General features: G+C 60.7%; 18 protein-coding genes. 8 read left to right on the forward strand and 10 right to left on the reverse strand.

The window, feature by feature from the left end; translation table 11 throughout:
* Positions 1–67 precede the first annotated feature (67 nt).
* Positions 68–535 carry a TlpA disulfide reductase family protein gene (locus GTQ41_RS19740; protein ID WP_047295785.1) on the reverse strand — a complete coding sequence of 156 codons (468 nt, stop codon included), beginning with the start codon at positions 533–535 and terminating at the stop codon, positions 68–70.
* A 114-nt stretch (positions 536–649) separates the two neighbouring features.
* Between GTQ41_RS19740 and arsC the strand changes: the two genes are divergently transcribed.
* From arsC to GTQ41_RS19755, 3 genes are read left to right on the forward strand one after another with little or no spacing between them, the layout of a single operon-like run.
* Positions 650–1003, forward strand: a complete 354-nt coding sequence (arsC, locus tag GTQ41_RS19745) for an arsenate reductase (glutaredoxin) (RefSeq protein ID WP_047295787.1) — start codon at positions 650–652, stop codon at positions 1001–1003.
* On the forward strand, positions 1000–1596 hold the full coding sequence (gene wrbA, locus GTQ41_RS19750) for an NAD(P)H:quinone oxidoreductase (protein WP_047295789.1): 597 nt from the start codon (positions 1000–1002) through the stop codon (positions 1594–1596). Before arsC ends, wrbA begins: the two co-directional genes overlap by 4 nt.
* A 2-nt stretch (positions 1597–1598) precedes the next feature.
* The gene (locus GTQ41_RS19755; RefSeq protein WP_047295791.1) at positions 1599–2024 is read left to right on the forward strand and encodes a DUF2069 domain-containing protein; all 426 of its coding nucleotides are present in this window, start codon (positions 1599–1601) and stop codon (positions 2022–2024) included.
* A 113-nt stretch (positions 2025–2137) separates the two neighbouring features.
* On the opposite strand, the gene GTQ41_RS19760 is transcribed toward GTQ41_RS19755, so the two are convergent.
* Entirely contained in the window at positions 2138–2812 is a 675-nt protein-coding gene (locus tag GTQ41_RS19760; protein ID WP_047295793.1) for a DNA-3-methyladenine glycosylase I, read from the reverse strand.
* A gap of 168 nt (positions 2813–2980) precedes the next feature.
* Positions 2981–3805, reverse strand: a complete 825-nt coding sequence (gene ttcA, locus GTQ41_RS19765; RefSeq protein WP_041067551.1) for a tRNA 2-thiocytidine(32) synthetase TtcA — start codon at positions 3803–3805, stop codon at positions 2981–2983.
* Between the two features lie 350 nt (positions 3806–4155).
* On the opposite strand from ttcA, the gene GTQ41_RS19770 reads away from it, so the two are divergent.
* Together GTQ41_RS19770 and GTQ41_RS19775 are read left to right on the forward strand one after the other, a co-directional pair.
* The gene (locus tag GTQ41_RS19770; protein WP_007917515.1) at positions 4156–4758 is read left to right on the forward strand and encodes a Yip1 family protein; all 603 of its coding nucleotides are present in this window, start codon (positions 4156–4158) and stop codon (positions 4756–4758) included.
* 148 nt (positions 4759–4906) lie between these two features.
* On the forward strand, positions 4907–5401 hold the full coding sequence (locus GTQ41_RS19775; protein WP_047295796.1) for a SprT family zinc-dependent metalloprotease: 495 nt from the start codon (positions 4907–4909) through the stop codon (positions 5399–5401).
* Between the two features lie 135 nt (positions 5402–5536).
* Here GTQ41_RS19775 and GTQ41_RS19780 read toward each other — a convergent pair whose 3' ends face one another.
* The gene (locus GTQ41_RS19780; RefSeq protein ID WP_047295798.1) at positions 5537–6718 is read right to left on the reverse strand and encodes a CaiB/BaiF CoA-transferase family protein; all 1182 of its coding nucleotides are present in this window, start codon (positions 6716–6718) and stop codon (positions 5537–5539) included.
* A gap of 256 nt (positions 6719–6974) precedes the next feature.
* A complete protein-coding gene (locus tag GTQ41_RS19785; RefSeq protein ID WP_027612291.1) occupies positions 6975–8309 on the reverse strand; it encodes a dicarboxylate/amino acid:cation symporter in 1335 nt (444 codons plus the stop codon).
* Between the two features lie 349 nt (positions 8310–8658).
* Here GTQ41_RS19785 and GTQ41_RS19790 point away from each other — a divergent pair, with 349 nt between their 5' ends.
* Positions 8659–9657 (forward strand): AraC family transcriptional regulator, encoded by a 999-nt coding sequence (locus tag GTQ41_RS19790; RefSeq protein ID WP_047295800.1) that lies wholly within the window; start codon positions 8659–8661, stop codon positions 9655–9657.
* Positions 9658–9801: 144 nt separating this feature from the next.
* On the opposite strand, the gene GTQ41_RS19795 is transcribed toward GTQ41_RS19790, so the two are convergent.
* From GTQ41_RS19795 to GTQ41_RS19805, 3 genes are all read right to left on the reverse strand, one after another.
* Entirely contained in the window at positions 9802–11148 is a 1347-nt protein-coding gene (locus tag GTQ41_RS19795) for an ATP-binding protein (protein WP_047295802.1), read from the reverse strand.
* Positions 11145–11822: a response regulator transcription factor gene (locus GTQ41_RS19800; RefSeq protein WP_027612288.1), complete on the reverse strand. Its 678-nt coding sequence runs from the start codon at positions 11820–11822 to the stop codon at positions 11145–11147. Before GTQ41_RS19800 ends, GTQ41_RS19795 begins: the two co-directional genes overlap by 4 nt.
* A gap of 151 nt (positions 11823–11973) precedes the next feature.
* Positions 11974–12579, reverse strand: coding sequence for a membrane protein (locus GTQ41_RS19805; protein ID WP_027612287.1), 606 nt, complete (start codon positions 12577–12579; stop codon positions 11974–11976).
* A 141-nt stretch (positions 12580–12720) separates the two neighbouring features.
* Here GTQ41_RS19805 and GTQ41_RS19810 point away from each other — a divergent pair, with 141 nt between their 5' ends.
* Positions 12721–13512, forward strand: coding sequence for a dienelactone hydrolase family protein (locus tag GTQ41_RS19810; protein ID WP_047295804.1), 792 nt, complete (start codon positions 12721–12723; stop codon positions 13510–13512).
* 167 nt (positions 13513–13679) lie between these two features.
* Positions 13680–14405, forward strand: coding sequence for a 4'-phosphopantetheinyl transferase (locus GTQ41_RS19815; RefSeq protein ID WP_217325345.1), 726 nt, complete (start codon positions 13680–13682; stop codon positions 14403–14405).
* 142 nt (positions 14406–14547) lie between these two features.
* Here the strand turns inward: GTQ41_RS19815 and GTQ41_RS19820 are convergent, their stop codons facing one another.
* Both GTQ41_RS19820 and GTQ41_RS19825 read right to left on the reverse strand, forming a co-directional pair.
* The gene (locus GTQ41_RS19820; protein ID WP_047295806.1) at positions 14548–16158 is read right to left on the reverse strand and encodes an ATP-binding protein; all 1611 of its coding nucleotides are present in this window, start codon (positions 16156–16158) and stop codon (positions 14548–14550) included.
* Positions 16155–16877 (reverse strand): response regulator, encoded by a 723-nt coding sequence (locus tag GTQ41_RS19825; protein ID WP_047295809.1) that lies wholly within the window; start codon positions 16875–16877, stop codon positions 16155–16157. The genes GTQ41_RS19820 and GTQ41_RS19825 overlap by 4 nt, the downstream gene beginning before the upstream one ends.
* Positions 16878–17382: the final 505 nt, after the last annotated feature.

Here is a 17382-nt window from a genome sequence, read left to right on the forward strand (position 1 = left end):
CTCGGGTTTCAGGGCTGCTGCGCAGCCCATCGGGGATAAATCCCCTCACCACAAAACCTCACTTGCCCTACTTTGTCGCCTGCAACGCCTCCAGCTTCGCCATCACCCACGCCGCTGTCTGCTCACCCATCAACTGCTCACGCACCTTGCCCTTGTTGTCGATGATGTAGGTCACCGGCAAGGCCTCACTGCGCGGCAGGTCGAACAGGTCGGCCGGATCCTGCGCCAGCACGGTGAATTTGATGCCGAGTTTCTCGCTGGCGCTCTTCAGGTCTTCACCCTGGACGTTGTCGAAGTTGACCCCGAACACACCGACATTCTTGCTCTTGAGTTCGTCCGCCAAATGATTGAGCTCCGGGATTTCAGTGCGGCACGGGCCACACCATTCGGCCCAGTAGTTGAGCACTACCCATTGCTTGTCCAGACGCTCGGACGCCACTTTCTGACCATTCTGGTCAATGCCGTAGTCGTTGCCGCAGCCCCCCAGCATCAACGCCCCGATTATCGTCAATGCCGCTGCCAATCGCCGTGTCATGTCATGTTCCCTGGTCAAAAATTGAAGGTGCCTGCGACCCGTTGCCTCTGAAGGTTCTGGATTGCGCGCTGCACAGTTAGAATAGCCGCCACTTTACGCCAGAAGCGACCTGCCATGACCGATCTGACGCTTTATCACAATCCGCGCTGCTCGAAATCCCGCGGCGCGCTGGAACTTCTTGAGGCCCGTGGCCTGACCCCGAACGTGGTGCGTTACCTCGAAACCCCGCTGAATGCGGTGCAAATCAAGGCACTGCTCGGCAAGCTCGGGATCAGCGCGCGTCAGTTGCTGCGCACCGGAGAAGATGAATACAAAATGCTTCAGCTGGCTGACGAAAGCCTCAGCGAAGCGCAATTGATCGACGCCATCGCCCAGCACCCAAAACTGATGGAGCGGCCAATTCTTGAAGTCGGCAACAAGGCCGTGATCGGTCGTCCACCGGAAAATGTGCTGGAGCTGTTGCCGTGAGCGCGCCCTATATTCTGGTTCTGTATTACAGCCGCAACGGCGCGACCAATGAAATGGCGCGGCAGATTGCGCGCGGTGTCGAACAGGCGGGTCTCGAAGCGCGCTTGCGTACGGTGCCAGCCATTTCCACCGAATGCGAAGCCGTATCGCCGGACATCCCGGATGAAGGCGCGTTGTATGCCACGCTCGATGACCTGAAGAACTGCGCCGGTCTGGCGCTGGGCAGCCCGACGCGCTTCGGCAACATGGCCGCCCCGCTGAAGTATTTCCTCGATGGCACCAGCAATCTGTGGCTGACCGGTGCACTGGTCGGCAAACCCGCTGGCGTGTTCACCTCCACCGCCAGCCTGCACGGCGGCCAGGAAACCACCTTGTTGTCGATGATGCTGCCGTTGTTGCACCACGGCATGCTGATCACCGGCCTGCCGTACAGCGAGTCGGCGCTGCTGGAAACCCAGGGCGGCGGTACGCCGTATGGCGCCAGTCATCACGCCGGGGCCGATGGCAAAAAAGGTCTGGATCCGCACGAGATGGCGCTGTGTCGTGCCCTTGGCCTGCGTCTGGCCAAGACCGCGCAGAAACTGGAGGGCTGAGGGTGGCGAAGAAGCCGAAAGTCCTGCCCTCTATCGAGTGGCTCGAACCCCGCGTCAAGGCGATGCGGGTCGTCAGCCTGCTGTGCTTCTTCGGCCTCGCCGGGCTGCTCGCCGTTTACTACCTGGTGTTTGCCGACCTGCATGGCGCCCGACCGTGGGTGATTCTGCTGGTCGAGCTGATCCCGTGGCTGATCCTCGCGCCGGGGATGCTGATGGGCAACGCACGTGCGCACTCGTGGATGTGCTTTGTAGTGAATCTGTATTTCATCAAAGGCGCACTGGCGGCCTATGACCCGAACCGGCAGCTGTTTGGCGTGCTGGAGATGGTCGCGAGCCTGGCGCTGTTCTGCTCGGCGCTGCTGTATGTGCGGTGGCGGTATCAGTTGAATCGCAAGCTGGCGGGCGAGGGCGAAGTCTCTGTCGCCTGACAGATCGCTATCGCTGGCAAGCCAGCTCCCACCGTTTTTGTGTCGATCACAAAATTGTGTTTCAACAAGGATCCTGTGGGAGCTGGCTTGCCAGCGATTGAAGCAACTCGATGTCAATGATTGACGGTGTACGCCAGCATCATCGAAATCTGGCTCATCGGCCGCCCGCCACTCTGTTCATGCCACTGATTGAACGCGTTCTGCACAATCGCCAGATCACGCAGGCTGGTCGGCACCTTGTCGACGATCTTCTGCGCATTCAGCGCCGCGACCACGTCATAGCTCGGCACGAAGGTGTCCTTGCCGACCATGCGCAGGAAGCGCGGTGCCGACAGCCCACCTAACTGACTTCCGTGTTTTTTCAGGTAAGTCCACAGACCGACGATATCGGTCACCGGCCAGTCGGCGATCAGCGCGCCGAAACTGCCCTTCTCCTGCTCGACATCGAGAATGAACTGCGCATTGCGCGGCACGCTCTTGAGCTTGCCCAGGTGACGGATGATCCGCGCGTCCTGCATCAGGCGTTCAAGATGTTCGGCGCTCATCAGCACGACTTTTTCCGGGTCGAACTTGAAGAACACCTCTTCGAAAGCCGGCCACTTGGCGTCCACCAGGCTGTGCTTGAGGCCGGCGCGAAAGACGCGCAAGGCCATGGTCGAGAGGTAGCGGTCGTCGCTGATTTTGCGCAATTGCGCGGGGGGCTTGGGAACGGGCAGATGGGCTTCCAGTTCAGCCGCCGAACCGAAGCGGTTCAGACAGTATTCGTGCAGCCACTTGTAATCGCGCATGCCCTCTCCTATTGAATGAAACGAAAAACCCCATGTGGGGGCAGGCCCTGTGGTGAGGGGATTTATCCCCGATGGGCTGCGCAGCAGCCCCAGCTTTTCTGGGGGCGCTTCGCGCCCCATCGGGGATAAATCCCCTCACCACAGGGCTCGCTCCCACAGGGAAGGGGTTTACAGATTGACGACGTTAACGAAGCGCGAAGCCGCGGTCTCGTCGATCTTCAGGCTGGTGAAGTCGAACAGGTTGCGGTCGGCCAGTTGCGACGGCACGACGTTCTGCAGACTGCGGAAGATGCTTTCAGTGCGGCCCGGAGTCTTGCGCTCCCAGTCCTGAAGCATTTCCTTGACCACCTGACGCTGCAGGTTTTCCTGCGAACCGCAGAGGTTGCACGGGATGATCGGGAATTCCTTGAAGTCCGAGTAGGCCTGGATGTCTTTCTCGTTGCAGTAGGCCAGCGGACGGATCACCACGTTGCGCCCGTCGTCGGCGCGCAGCTTTGGCGGCATCGCCTTGAGGGTGCCGTTGAAGAACATGTTGAGGAAAAAGGTCTCGACGATGTCATCGCGATGGTGACCGAGGGCCATTTTGGTCGCGCCGATTTCGTCGGCAAAGGTGTACAGCGTGCCGCGACGCAGGCGCGAGCAAAGCGAGCAGGTGGTTTTGCCTTCGGGAATCAATTCCTTGACCACCGAGTAGGTGTCTTTCTCGACGATGTGGTACTCGACGCCCAGCTCTTTCAGGTAGGCCGGCAGCACGTGCTCGGGAAAGCCCGGCTGCTTCTGGTCCATGTTCACCGCGACGATCTCGAACTTGATCGGTGCAACCTTCTGCAGGTGCAGCAGCACGTCGAGCATGGTGTAGCTGTCCTTGCCCCCGGACAGGCAGACCATGACCTTGTCGCCGTCTTCAATCATGTTGAAATCGGCGACCGCTTCGCCGGCCAGGCGGCGCAGGCGCTTTTGCAGTTTGTTCTGGTTGACCGTAAGAGTGCCCATGACGCGAAATCCGTGAGGTGTGACGAAAGGCGGGCATTTTACGCAAAAACCCACCGGCGGCGCAGCCTCCTGACGGACGCACCCTGTAGGAGCTGCCGAAGGCTGCGATCTTTTGATTTTAAAAACAGGATCAAAAGATCGCAGCCTTCGGCAGCTCCTACAGAGATAACTGCGATTAACCCGTCCGTTTACAGCGCAATTTGCTCTAAGCCCCTAGTCCCTGTGCGGTTAAGCCCTTTCTATACTGCAACATAAGGTCGCACACATCTGAAGACCTGTATTTGCTCGGCCACCTTGGCCCGTAGGCGCTCCGCTGGGGGGCGATGGCAATAACAAGAGGAGTGACTGGCATGATCCATCACGTAGTGGGACTGTTTACCCACCCCGATCAGGAATGGAAGGAAATCCGTGGCGACCAAGAGGAAAGCATCAGCCACATGTACCTGACGCACACGCTGATCCTGGCGGCGATTCCGGCCGTTTCGGCGTTTATCGGCACCACTCAGGTTGGCTGGGTGATCGGCAACCGCGCACCGGTGATGCTCACCGTCGAAAGCGCGATCTGGATGACGGTGATGTCGTACCTGGCGATGCTCGGCGGGGTCGCGGTGATGGGCGCCTTTGTGCACTGGATGGCCCGCACTTATGACGCCAATCCAAGCCTGGCGCGTTGCGTGGCGTTCGCCACCTACACCGCGACGCCATTGTTCGTTGGCGGGCTGGCGGCGCTGTATCCGCATATGTGGCTGGGGATGATCGTCGGCACGGCGGCCATCTGCTACACGGTGTATCTGCTGTACGTGGGGCTGCCGACGTTCATGAACATACCGTCGGACGAAGGCTTCCTGTTTTCCAGCTCAGTGCTGGCGGTGGGTCTGGTGGTGCTGGTGGCCATCATGGCGTTCACCGTGATTGTCTGGGGCCTCGGCGTGGGGCCGGTGTATACCAACTGACAGGCTTTATCCCCGAGAAAAACAAGATCTGCCAATACAGGCCGCCGCAAGGCGGCCTTCTCGTTTCGCGCATGACCATTCGGCAGGTCAGCGATTCGCAAGTCCTGGAGGTTGCGGCATACTCGACGTCTCTGGAGATCCATCAAGCATGCCCGAGCAACTCAATACCCGCGTCGAAGACTGTTACCAACTCGCTGAAGCCTTTTTCAAACGTCATTTCCAACGCCCGGTCGTGAGCCTCAAGCTGCGCGGGCAAAAAGCCGGTGTCGCGCATCTGCACGAGAACCTGCTGCGCTTCAACCCGCAGCTGTACCGGGAAAACACCGAACACTTCCTCAAGCAGACCGTGGCCCATGAAGTCGCGCACCTGATCGCCCATCAACTGTTCGGCGACCGCATCCAGCCGCATGGCGAAGAATGGCAACTGATCATGCGCGGGGTTTATGAACTGCCACCGGATCGTTGCCATACCTACGCCGTGAAACGCCGCAGCGTGACCCGCTATATCTACAAATGCCCGTGCGCCGACAGTGATTTTCCGTTTTCGGCGCAGCGTCATGGCCTGGTGCGCCAGGGGCGGCGGTATTTGTGCCGGCGTTGTCGCAACACCTTGGTGTTCAGTGGTGAGATGCGGGTGGAATAGCCGGTTCGTTGCTGCATTGGAGGGCCTCATCGCTGGCAAGCCAGCTCCCACAGTTTCTTTGGGGTGTTCACAGACTCTGTGTACGACACAAAACCTGTGGGAGCTGGCTTGCCAGCGATGAGGCCAGCACCAACGCTAGAGAATCACCTTGGCTGCCCGCAATTGAGCAATCCGCTCAGCATCAAACCCCAACTCCCCCAACACCTGCTCCGTGTGCTGTCCCAACTTCGCGCCAACATGCCGCGGCGCCGGCAGTGGCTCGGAAAATTTCAGCGGACAGGCCATCTGCGCCTGTTTCGTACCGTCGCCACGCGGCACCTGGGTCACCAGCTCCCGTGCCTGCAATTGCGGATGCTGCACCGCCTCGCTCAGGTTCAAGACCGGTTCGACACAGGCATCGACTCCGGCGAACAATTCGCACAGCTCGGCAAAGTCGTGCCTCTCGAACTCGACTTTCAGCGCATCCTTCAATAACCGTTGCTGTTCGGGTTTAGGCGACAAGCCCTGCGCCGCCAGCTCCGGCCGGCCCAACGCCGCGCACAGTTGCTGCATGAACCCCGGTTCCAGACTGCCCACCGACAGCCAGCGCCCGTCGCGCGAGCGGTAATAGTCATAGAAGCTGCCGCCATTGAGCATCTGGTCTTCCCAGTGCGGTTCCTCGCCACAGGCCAGATACCCGGCACCGGCCATGGCGTTCAGGCTGAAGGCGCAATCGGTCATGCTCACGTCCAGATGCGTGCCCTGCCCGCTCTGCTGCCGGGCGATGACCGCCGCCAGCAGGCCGATCACCCCATGCAGCGAACCGCCCGCGATATCCGCCACCTGCATGCCCAACGGCAACGGCCCGCTGTCGGCGCGGCCGGTGTAGCTGGAGAGCCCGGCCAGCGCCAGATAATTGATGTCATGCCCGGCGCGATCCTTGTACGGGCCGGTCTGGCCATAGCCGGTGATCGACACGTAAATCAGCTTCGGGTTGATCGCCTTCAGCGCCTCGTAACCCAGACCCAGACGCTCCATCACCCCGGGACGGAACTGCTCCAGGACAATGTCGTAATCGGTCAGCAGCTGCTTGACCACTTCCAGTGCCTCGGGCTGCTTGAGATCCAGCGCCAGACTGCGCTTGTTGCGATTGAGGTAAGCGTGGCTGGCGGACACCCCTTGATCGTGCGGCGGCAGCACCCGCAACAGGTCCATGCGCGTGGGCGACTCGATGCGCAGCACTTCGGCGCCCATGTCGGCCAGCAACAGCGAGGCGAATGGCCCCGGTAGCAGGGTCGAGAAATCCAGGATCTTCAGTGAGGCCAGCGGTGCGGACATGGGCGAACTCCTTGTGCGATGCACCCAGACTAGGCAGCGATGCCGCGCACGGCAATCACCGGATGCATCAGCGGCAGTGACCGTAATGCTCAAATCGCAGGCAATAAAAAACCCCTGTAGCGAGGGGATTTATCCCCGATGGACTGCGCAGCAGTCCCCTTCTATCTAAGAAGGGGCCGCCTCGCGACCCATCGGGGATAAATCCCCTCACCACAAGGGTTATCAGGCTCCAGCATTACACTGGAGCCAATTCAGATTACTTGACGTTGCTCGGGGTAGCACCTTCAGCCACACCCAGGTCGTCTTCCGGACGGGTGTCAGCAATACCGCGACCACCCGAAGCCAGCTCGGATTGCAGCACGTCGGTGTCCAGCTCTTTCACCCACTTGGCAACCACGATAGTCGCCACGGCGTTGCCGACCAGGTTGGTCAGGGCGCGGGCTTCGGACATGAAGCGGTCGATACCGAGGATCAGCGCCAGACCGGCCACCGGCAGGTGACCGACCGCCGACAGGGTGGCGGCCAGCACGATGAAGCCCGAACCGGTCACACCGGCGGCGCCTTTGGACGACAGCAGCAATACCACCAGCAGGGTGATCTGGTGCGTGATGTCCATGTGCGTGTCGGTGGCCTGAGCAATGAACACGGCGGCCATGGTCAGGTAGATCGCGGTACCGTCGAGGTTGAACGAGTAACCGGTCGGGATCACCAGACCCACGACGGATTTCTTCGCGCCCAGACGTTCCATCTTGATCAGCATGCGTGGCAGTACCGATTCCGACGAGGAAGTGCCCAGTACGATCAGCAGCTCTTCACGGATGTAACGGATCATCTTCAGCACGCTGAAGCCGTGCATACGGGCGATGGCGCCCAGCACGATCAGGATGAACGCCAGGCAGGTGATGTAGAAGCAGGCCATCAGTTGACCCAGCTGCACCAGCGAGCCGACACCGTAGGCACCGATGGTGAACGCCATCGCACCGAAGGCACCGATTGGCGCGAGCTTCATGATCATGTTGATGATGTTGAACATCACGTGGGCGAAGCGATCGATGAAGTCGAGGATCGGACGGCCGTAGTCACCCAGGCGGTGCAGGGCAAAACCGAAGATCACCGAGAACATCAGCACTTGCAGGATGTCACCGGTGGCGAACGCGCCGACGATGGTGGTCGGGATCACGTTGAGCAGGAAGCCGACAACGCTCTGGTCTGCGCCTTGCTGCACATAAGTGGCGACTTTCGAGGCGTCCAGGGTGCTGACGTCAATGTGCATGCCGTTGCCCGGCTGCACGATGTTGACCACGATCAGACCGACCAGCAGGGCGATGGTCGAAACGATTTCGAAGTACAGGAGTGCGTAACCGCCGGTCTTGCCGACCGATTTCATGCTTTGCATGCCAGCAATGCCGCTGACCACGGTGCAGAAGATGATCGGGGCGATGATCATTTTGATCAGCTTGATGAACCCGTCGCCCAGCGGCTTAACCGCCACACCGAACTGCGGGTAGTAGTGACCAAGGGCAATACCGATGATGATCGCGACGATCACCTGGAAATACAGGGATTTGTACAGTGGCTGACGAGTCGTCATTGCAAGTGTCCTCAAGCGTCCCGCGGGCAACATCCATCTGTTGAGCGCAGAACCTGAATTGCGAACCCTCCTGCACTGGAGGGATTTGTTGTGTCGAGCAGCGCTTTTCCAGCGGAAAGACGCACACTTCTGTCGCTCTTATCGCAAACGCCGTGCCACTTTGGTGCGAATCGCTGCAAGCCTTTTGATATCAGGGTATGCAGGGTATTTTTGTCACTGCCCGGTGACGCAGGCGTGGCGGATTTCCGCCAAGTCAGCGAATCCCGTCCTACAATTTGGCGGAAATCCGCCTTGTTGCCCTGCGCTTGCCCCGGCTACCATCCGGCGCCTGAGGAAGGATCAGCCGCTTATGCGCGAACGCACCATCGCCAGTCATTTCGCCCGCGCCGCCCTCGGTGGCGCACGCCGTTCGGGATTCGACTATGCGCCGCTGCTGCAGCAACTGGGCATCAGCCCCGAGTTGCTCGACGAGCCACGGGCGCGCATCGCCCCGGAGCAATTCACCCAACTGATCCAGAGCCTGTGGCTCGCGCTGGATGACGAATACCTGGGCTTTGGCAACGCGCCAAGCAAACCCGGCAGCTTCGCGATGATGTGCCACGCGCTGATCCACTGCCGCAATCTGGAGAAGGCACTGCAACGCGGTTTATTGTTTTATAGCCTATTCCCCGCGGCCCCGCGCCTGAGCCTGAGCCGCGAAGACGAATGGGTGCGCCTGAGCCTCGATGATGCGCAGTTATGGGACCCGGATCACTTTCTCAGCGAGAGCCTGCTGGTGATCTGGCATCGCCTCGGCAGCTGGCTGATCGGCCAGCGGATTCGTCTGGAGCAGGCCACCTTCAGTTACCCGAAACCGGCGCACGGTGCCGAGTACGACCTGCTGTTCCCCTGTCCGTTGGTGTTTTGCGCCGAGCAGAGCAGCCTGCTGTTTCACAGCCGCTACCTGCACATGCCGCTGTTGCAGGACGAACGCACCTTGAAGCATTTCCTTGAACGCTCCCCCGCCGACCTGTTGTCGCGCCCGGACGACGGCGACAGCCTCAGCAGCCGCCTGCGCCGTTTGCTCAGCCGCGACAGCGCGCACTGGCCGGACCTGGAAGCGGTAGCTGCGCAGTTGCACATCAGCCCGCAAACCCTGCGTCGGCATTTGCGTGAGGAAGGCACCAGTTTTCAGGAATTGAAGGATCAGTTGCGCCGCGACATCGCGATTTATCACCTGGGCCGGGCGGATCTGTCGTTGCAGCAGATTGCCGAGCAGTTGGGGTTTTCCGAACCGTCGGCGTTTCACCGGGCGTTCAAGAAATGGACGGGGCTGACACCGGGGGCTTATCGGGCGCAGGAGCAGTGATCTGCTCGCCGTCTGTGGCGCCTTGACTGGCCTTATCGCTGGCAAGCCAGCTCCCACAGGTTTTGATGTCGTTCAAGGAATTTGTATACGACTCGGACACTGTGGGAGCTGGCTTGCCAGCGATGGCGCCCGAAAGACCAACACCTAAACCGCAGGAAACTGAATCCTGAACGCTGCCCCGCCCATCGGCGAATCTCCGAGCATCAGCTTGGCGTTGTAGCTTTCGATGATGTCCTTGACCACCGCCAGCCCGATGCCCTGCCCCGGATGCTGGCGGTCCAGACGCTCACCACGCTCGAGAATCCGCGCGCGCTGATTCGGCGGCACGCCGGGGCCGTCGTCTTCGATGCACAACTCGATACCGGTCAGGCTCTCGCGCACGCTGATGCGCACTTCGCTCAGGCACAGGCGATAAGCGTTTTCCAGCAGGTTGCCCATCATCTCCAGCAACGCGCCCTGTTCGATCGGCACATAACATTGCTCCGGCAGGTCGAACGCCACTCGAACATGTTTGTCGCGGTAAACCTTGTCCAGCGTATCGCACAGGCTCTGGAGCACCGGCCGCAGCCGCACCTGATGGCGCACCAGACCGCTTTTGCGCAGGCTGGCCCGTTGCAGTTGATAGCTGATTTGCTGGCTCATGCGTTCGATCTGGGTTTGCAGCACCCAGGCTTGATCGCGATCTTCCGGGCGTTGGGCCATGTCTTCACTGACCCCTTGCAACACCGCCAACGGGGTTTTCAGGCTGTGCGCCAGGTCATCGAGAGAGTCGCGGTAACGGCTGCGTTGCTGGCGTTCACTGTGCAGCAAACGGTTGAGCGAGCCGGTCAGGCGCAGCAGTTCGCGCGGGTGCTGTTCGGTGAGGCTTTCGCGGGTGCCGCTTTCGATTTCGTCGAGTTCCTGACTCAGCCGACGCAGCGCCTTGAGGCCCCAGGTCAGGCCGATCCACAACAGCGCCAGCAGCACCAACAAGGCAGCGCCGAAGCCCAGATAGAGGTTCTCGCGCAGGCCTTCAAGGGTGTTTTCATATTCGCGCACCGGTTGCAGCGCAACGATACTGAAAGCCGCGCTCTTGCCGCCGAGCAATTTGACTTCGACGTCGTAGACGAAGAACTCCTGGCCGTTGCTCTCGCGGATCCGCGCGAACTCGTTACCCATGCCGTCGTAACGCGGCTTGTAGTTGATCTGCTCTTCCTGCGTACCTTTCGAGCGCCAGACCAGTTTGCCTTCGCGGTCGTAGATGTAGCCGAGCAGGCGGTTGTCGGTAAGATTGAAGCGCTCATCCGGCAGTTGCGCCGGCATCACCAGATGACCACTGTCGACGCGTGCCGCCGAGATCAGCGTGGTGACGTCCGACGCCAGGCGCTGCTCGATCGAGTCCTGCAGTGCCAGGCTGAACGCGCCCTGCATGGCCGGCAGCAAGCCGAGCATGAACAACACCGCCAACGTGGTGGCGGCGAGCATCAAGCGAACGCGAAGAGAACGAATCAAGTGCAGCGCTCATTGAACAGGTAGCCGAGACCACGCACGGTATCGATCGGCTTGAACCCGCCCGGGCCTTCGAGCTTGCGGCGCAAGCGGCCGACCAGCACTTCGATCACGTTCGGATCACGCTCGTCGTCGTCCGGATAGAGCTGTTCCATCAGGCGATCCTTGGGCACCACTTGCTGATGGTGGCGCATCAGGTATTCGAGGATGCGGTATTCGTAGGCGGTCAGCGCCAGCGGCTCTTCATCCAGCGACGCCTGTTTGCGATTGAGATCAAGCAACAACGGCCCGGCGACGATGGTCGACTGGGTGAAGCCGCTGGAGCGACGCAGCAAGGCGTTGAGGCGCGCGTCGAGTTCTTCGAACTGGAACGGCTTGACCACGTAGTCGTCGGCACCGGCGGCGAGGCCCTCGACCTTGTCCTGCCAATTGCCACGGGCAGTGAGAATCAGGATCGGAAAGGTCTTGCCGCTCGAACGCAACTGGCGAATCAGGTCCAGACCGCCCATGCCGGGCAGACCGAGGTCGATCACCGCCAGATCGAAGTTGAACTGTCCGGTCTGGTACAGCGCCTCTTCGGCATTGGCCACGGACTCGACCACGTGGCCACTCTCCGTCAGGCGGGTTTGCAGGTGATGGCGCAACAGCGCTTCATCTTCGACGACCAACAGCTTCATAACGCTCTCCCGGGTAAATCAAAAACTCCAACAACGCATGTGTGGGAGCGGGCTTGCTCGCGAAGGCGATGTATCAGCCAACAGTGTTGTCGACTGATAGACCGCTTTCGCGAGCAAGCTCGCTCCCACAGGGTCTAGAGCGAACCGCGCTTTAGAAAGCGTAGTTCGCCGACAGGTAAGTCTGGGCGCTGCTGGTCAAGTCCAGCGAGCCTTGCTTGCTGCCACCGCTCTCTTTCATTTCAGTGCTGGCGTTGCTCATCAGGTAACGGTAGCCAAGTTCGACCGACACATTCTGCGCCACCTGTTGCAGCACACCGAACTGGCCACCGACGGCGTACCCGATATCGCTGTCACGGCTGTAGCCTGGCGAATCCTGGGTCAGCTTGGTCAAACCGGCCGTGGCGCCGCCGAACAGCTTGGTGCTGCCGCCCACTGGATAGAACAGATCGTAACTGCCCAGCAGATTTTCCTGGCGCAGTTTAATGCCATTGTGCGAACCGGACACGTTGTCGTAGGTGGCGTAGTAGCGACCTTGCGAGTTTTGCTGACCGAGGCGCACGCCGTAGGTGTTGTTGCCGTCGATTGCACCGCTGGCGTCCGGGTGGCCAAGGTTGTCGTTCAGCGCGTGGGACTTTTTGACCTTGTCACTGGTCTGGCCAAAGGTCAGGCCGGCGAAGTTGCTGGTGTCATCGGCATGTGCCGCAAGGCTGGAGCCCAACAAGGTAAAAGCCAGCAGCAGTTTGTTCAGACGATTCATCGCGTTTCCTCTATCACAGTGCTGTTTGGGTATGGCGCAAGGTTACTGACCTGCCCCTGTACCTGCCCTGAACACTCTCTGAACCTGCGCTGAATCAAATCGACTAGGCTGTCTTGACCACTTTCGATAAGGAGACCGACCATGCGCCTGTTCCTCGCCCTCGCCTTGCTCGCCGCCAGCAGTCTGGCCAACGCCGCGATCAAGACTCAGGAGATTCCTTACCAGAGCGCCGACGGCACCCGACTGATCGGTTATTACGCTTACGACGACGCGATCAAGGGCAAACGCCCGGGCGTGGTGGTGGTGCATGAATGGTGGGGCCTGAACGATTACGCCAAACGCCGTGCCCGCGACCTCGCCGGACTGGGCTACAGCGCGCTGGCGATCGACATGTATGGCGAGGGCAAGAACACCGAGCACCCGAAAGATGCGATGGCGTTCATGCAGGCCGCGACCCAGGATGCCGCGGCCTCCAGCAAACGTTTCGAGGCCGGGTTGAATCTGCTGAAAAAGCAGCCGCAGACCGACGTCAATAAAATCGCCGCCATCGGTTACTGCTTCGGCGGTGGCGTGGTGCTCAACGCCGCGCGTCAGGGCGAGCCGCTGGCGGGCGTGGTGAGTTTCCACGGTGCGCTGGCGACCACCACCCCGGCGACGCCCGGCAGTGTGAAGGCGAAAATTCTGGTCGAACACGGCGCGCTGGACAGCATGGTCACTGCCGACAACGTCACCGCGTTCAAATCCGAAATGGACAAGGCCGGCGCCGACTACAGATTCGTCAGCCTCGACGGCGCCAAGCACGGTTTCACCAATCCGGATGCCGATCGCTTGAGCCACGGCGATCACGGTGGCCCGGATATCGGCTACAACAAAGCGGCCGATGAAAAATCCTGGGCGGACATGAAGGCGTTCTTCCAGAAAATCTTCAGCTGACCCACTTCGCCCCCTGTAGGAGCTGCCGAAGGCTGCGATCTTTTGATCTTGCTTCTTAAGATCAAGAACAAAAGATCGCAGCCTTCGGCAGCTCCTACAGGGTCAGCGACGCCTGATACAGGTTTTGGCTCTACCCAGCATCCGCGCCAACCGGCAAAATGCTCGTCATGAATTCCAGCCCGCCCCTCCCCGCCTGCTGCACCCCGCTCGACGCCCATTGGCTGTTGCCCAACGTGTTGCCCGACACTGTCCTGCTCAGCACCCGTTTCGATCCGAAGCAACTGCTCGGCGATGACTTCCAGCGCAGCGCCATCGAGCCGCCGCCGAGCGTTCAGCGCTCGGTGGCCAAACGGCAGGCCGAGTTTCTCGCCGGGCGGATTTGTGCCCGGGCTGCGCTGCAGCAACTGGAAGGCTCAAATGTGATTCCGGCGATTGGCGAAGACCGGGCGCCGGTGTGGCCGGCGCACATCTGCGGCTCGATCACCCACAGCACCGGACACGCGGCGGCGATTGTCGCCAACAAGCGGCACTGGCGCGGCTTGGGCATGGATCTGGAAAACCTGCTCGAGACCGAGCGTGCCGAACGCTTGGCCGGGGAGATCCTCACGCCAGCGGAATTGCAGCGCATGGCCGCCGGCTCGCGAGAGCAACTGGGGTTGTGGGTGACCCTGACGTTTTCGGTAAAAGAGAGCCTGTTCAAGGCGCTGTACCCGATTGTGCAGAAGCGCTTTTATTTCGAGCACGCCGAGGTGCTGGAGTGGACGGAGCAGGGTCAGGTTCGCTTGCGCTTGCTGACCGATCTTTCAGGTGAATGGCGTCATGGCACCGAGCTGGACGCGCAGTTCGGGGTGCAGGCTGGGCAGTTGTTGAGTCTGGTCAGCATTCCTGCCTGAAGATTTTTCAGCGCCGGTGAGTCCCCATCACTGGCAAGCCAGCTCCCACAGGTTTCAGGGGTGTATCCAAAATCTGTGCTCATCACGGACACTGTGGGAGCTGGCTTGCCAGCGATGGGGGCCGGTAAAACCAGCACAAAACTCAGCGGCGTTCCTGATTCCTCGGCCAGCTCAGACTGAAACAGGCCCCACCCAGACTCTTGCTCTTGTTGATCAGCGCCCGCCCGTCATGCCAGTGAATGATCCGCCGCACAATCGACAGACCCAGCCCATGCCCGCCCGACGCCCGTGTGCGGCTGTCATCCAGACGCAGGAACGGCGTGAAGATGCGCTCCCACGCTGACTCCGGCACACCCGGCCCGTCATCCTCGACATCCACCCGGCAGCGCAGTTGCCCAACCTGATAACTCACCGTGACGCTCGAGTGCGCATGGCGCATCGCGTTGCTCACCAGGTTCTGCAACGCGCGGTGCAGGAAGCGCGGCTCGGCCTCGACCCAGGCGCCGTCATTATCGGCAGCGGACAGGCACAACCCGCGTTGTACAGTGACCTCGGCACGTAACGGCGCCAGTTCTTCGATGACTTGATTGACCAGCGCATCGAGGTCGATGCGTTGAAAGGTCAGCGCGGGTGACCCCTGCTCCAGCCGCGCGTAGGTGAGCATTTCGTCCACCAGCTTATCGAGATCCTCGATGTCGTGATCCATGCCCTCGCGGTACTTTTCCAGCGCCTGCGGGGTGGTGGCCGAGCCGATCATCTCCAGCCCGAACCGCAGACGCGCCACGGGAGTACGCAACTCATGGGACACTGCGCGCACCAGTTCGCGCTGGATCGCCAGCAACTGCTGCAAGTGCTCGGCCATGCCATTGAACGCTGCCGCCAGCCGCCCCACCGAGTCAGCGCCACGGGCCGGCACGCGGGTTTCCAGACTGCCCTTGGCGATGCGCGTGGCGGCGGCTTCGAGACCGCGCAGACGTCGTTCGAGCTGGCGCACCAACAGATAAACGATCAGCCCGATCAGGCTCAGGCCGAGGGCCGCAATCAGCACCAGCCATTGCGGCGGATACGGATTCATCTGATACAGCGGGCCGATCTCCAGCACCCACGGCGTGCCGACCATGCCGGCAAACACCCGGATCGAGTCCCCGCCCTTGCCCAGCGCCATCACCGTATCGCCCTCGGACACACGGCGGCTCTGGTCTTCGTCCATGTCGGCCTCGTTGACCGTGACCAGGCGCAAATCAAAACCGAAACCTTTCTCCTCCTTTAACTGCGCCAGCCGCTTGGGCTGTTCGCCAACTGGCACACGTACCAGTTCATCGGCCAGCAGGTAAATAGTCGCACGGGCCAGTTGTTCGCTGATCTGCTGGACATCGCCGGTCAGCAGCAACTGTTCCTTGTCGCTGACCAGTCGATAGACCCGCGCCGCATGCGGACCGGTCTGCTCCACAAGTGCCTGACCGCGCTGCACCCGGGCGCGCTGAGAGAGGTCCAGACCGGTTTCGGAAAACGTCTTCAGCGCCAGCGGAATCCCCAGCAGGCGCTCCCAGACCAACAATGCCCGGTGGCGCTCGGTTGCGTTCATCGGTTGCAGGTTGTCGGCCATCAGCGAGAACGTGCCGTGGGCCAGGCGCTCGCGGTATTGCTCGCTGCGCACCTGATTGAGCAGGTGCAGTGCCAGCACCCCAAGCACCGCTACCAGAATCAGCGCCGCGCACATGCCGCCATAGATGCGCAGGAAGATCGAGTTCACAGCGCCAGATCCACGCAGGCTTCCGGAACGAACAGATAGCCTTTGCTGCGGATGGTCTTGATCAGGCGCGGATGATCGGGGTCATCGCCGATTTTCGGGCGGATGCGCGAGATGCGCACATCGATCGAGCGGTCCTGGCCGTCATAGCCGATGCCACGCAGCGCAGTGAAAATCTCTTCGCGAGAGAGGATTCGTCCGGCATTCGATACCAGCAGCCAGAGCAGGTCGAATTCGGCGCTGGTCAGTTCGATGCCGCTGTCACTGAGCCAGGCTTCGCGCAAGGCGTTGTCCACCACCAGCGGGCCGAATTGCAGGCGGCGGCTTTTTTCCGTGACCGGCTCGGCGCTGTCACTGCGCCGCAGCAAAGCCTGAATCCGTGCCAGCAACAGCCGTGGGCGCACCGGTTTGCACACGTAATCGTCAGCACCGAGGTCGAGGCCCTGGATCTGGTCGGCATCGTCGGTGCGCGCGGTGAGCATCAGGATCGGCCCGTCGTAACGGTCGCGGACCTTGCGGCAAATGCTCAAGCCGTCTTCACCGGGCAGCATCAGGTCGAGGATCACCAGGTCCGGCTGCTCCTTGATGATCCGCGCCGCCGCCAGCGCGCCGTTGCCTTCGATCTCCACGCGCAATCCATTGGCTTGCAGGTATTCGCGGGTGAGTTCGGCCAGTCGCTGGTCGTCCTCGACTATCAATACCTGCCAGGCTTCTTGCTCCACCGGTGACCTCTGCTTTCTATTGTTATTAATAAGGCAGAAACACACTGCCCCCTGTAGGAGCTGCCGCAGGCTGCGATCTTTTGACCTTGCCTTTTAAAAGCAAAAGATCGCAGCCTGCGGCAGCTCCTACACAGGCGTGCGGTTGTCCGCAGATTCCGATGCTCCCGTCTTTTTGTCATCTTTTGGGAGCATAAGAATGGGTAAACGCCGCCCGATTGTATAAACGGCGTACCGGCAGAACACAAGTCGGCAAATGCGTTCGGACAAGGCGGTTTTTTGTGATAGGGTTCGCGCCCTTAAAAATCCGCTGAAGCGTTTTTCCCAAGTGAAAAACAGTGACAAACGGTCTGGCTCAGCAGGTTCGCGGCCTACACGGGAATTCCTGGTTTCTTACACAATTTACGCACAGGTTTATCCACAGCTAGTACGTTGCAAGCCCTCTCGAAACGCATTATCTTGTAGCACGGCGCGAGGAGAGACCCTACATATAGGGTTTTCCGCTCAG

The sequence above is a fragment of the Pseudomonas sp. AN-B15 genome, assembly GCF_019056475.1.
Lineage (GTDB): Bacteria > Pseudomonadota > Gammaproteobacteria > Pseudomonadales > Pseudomonadaceae > Aquipseudomonas > Aquipseudomonas parakoreensis.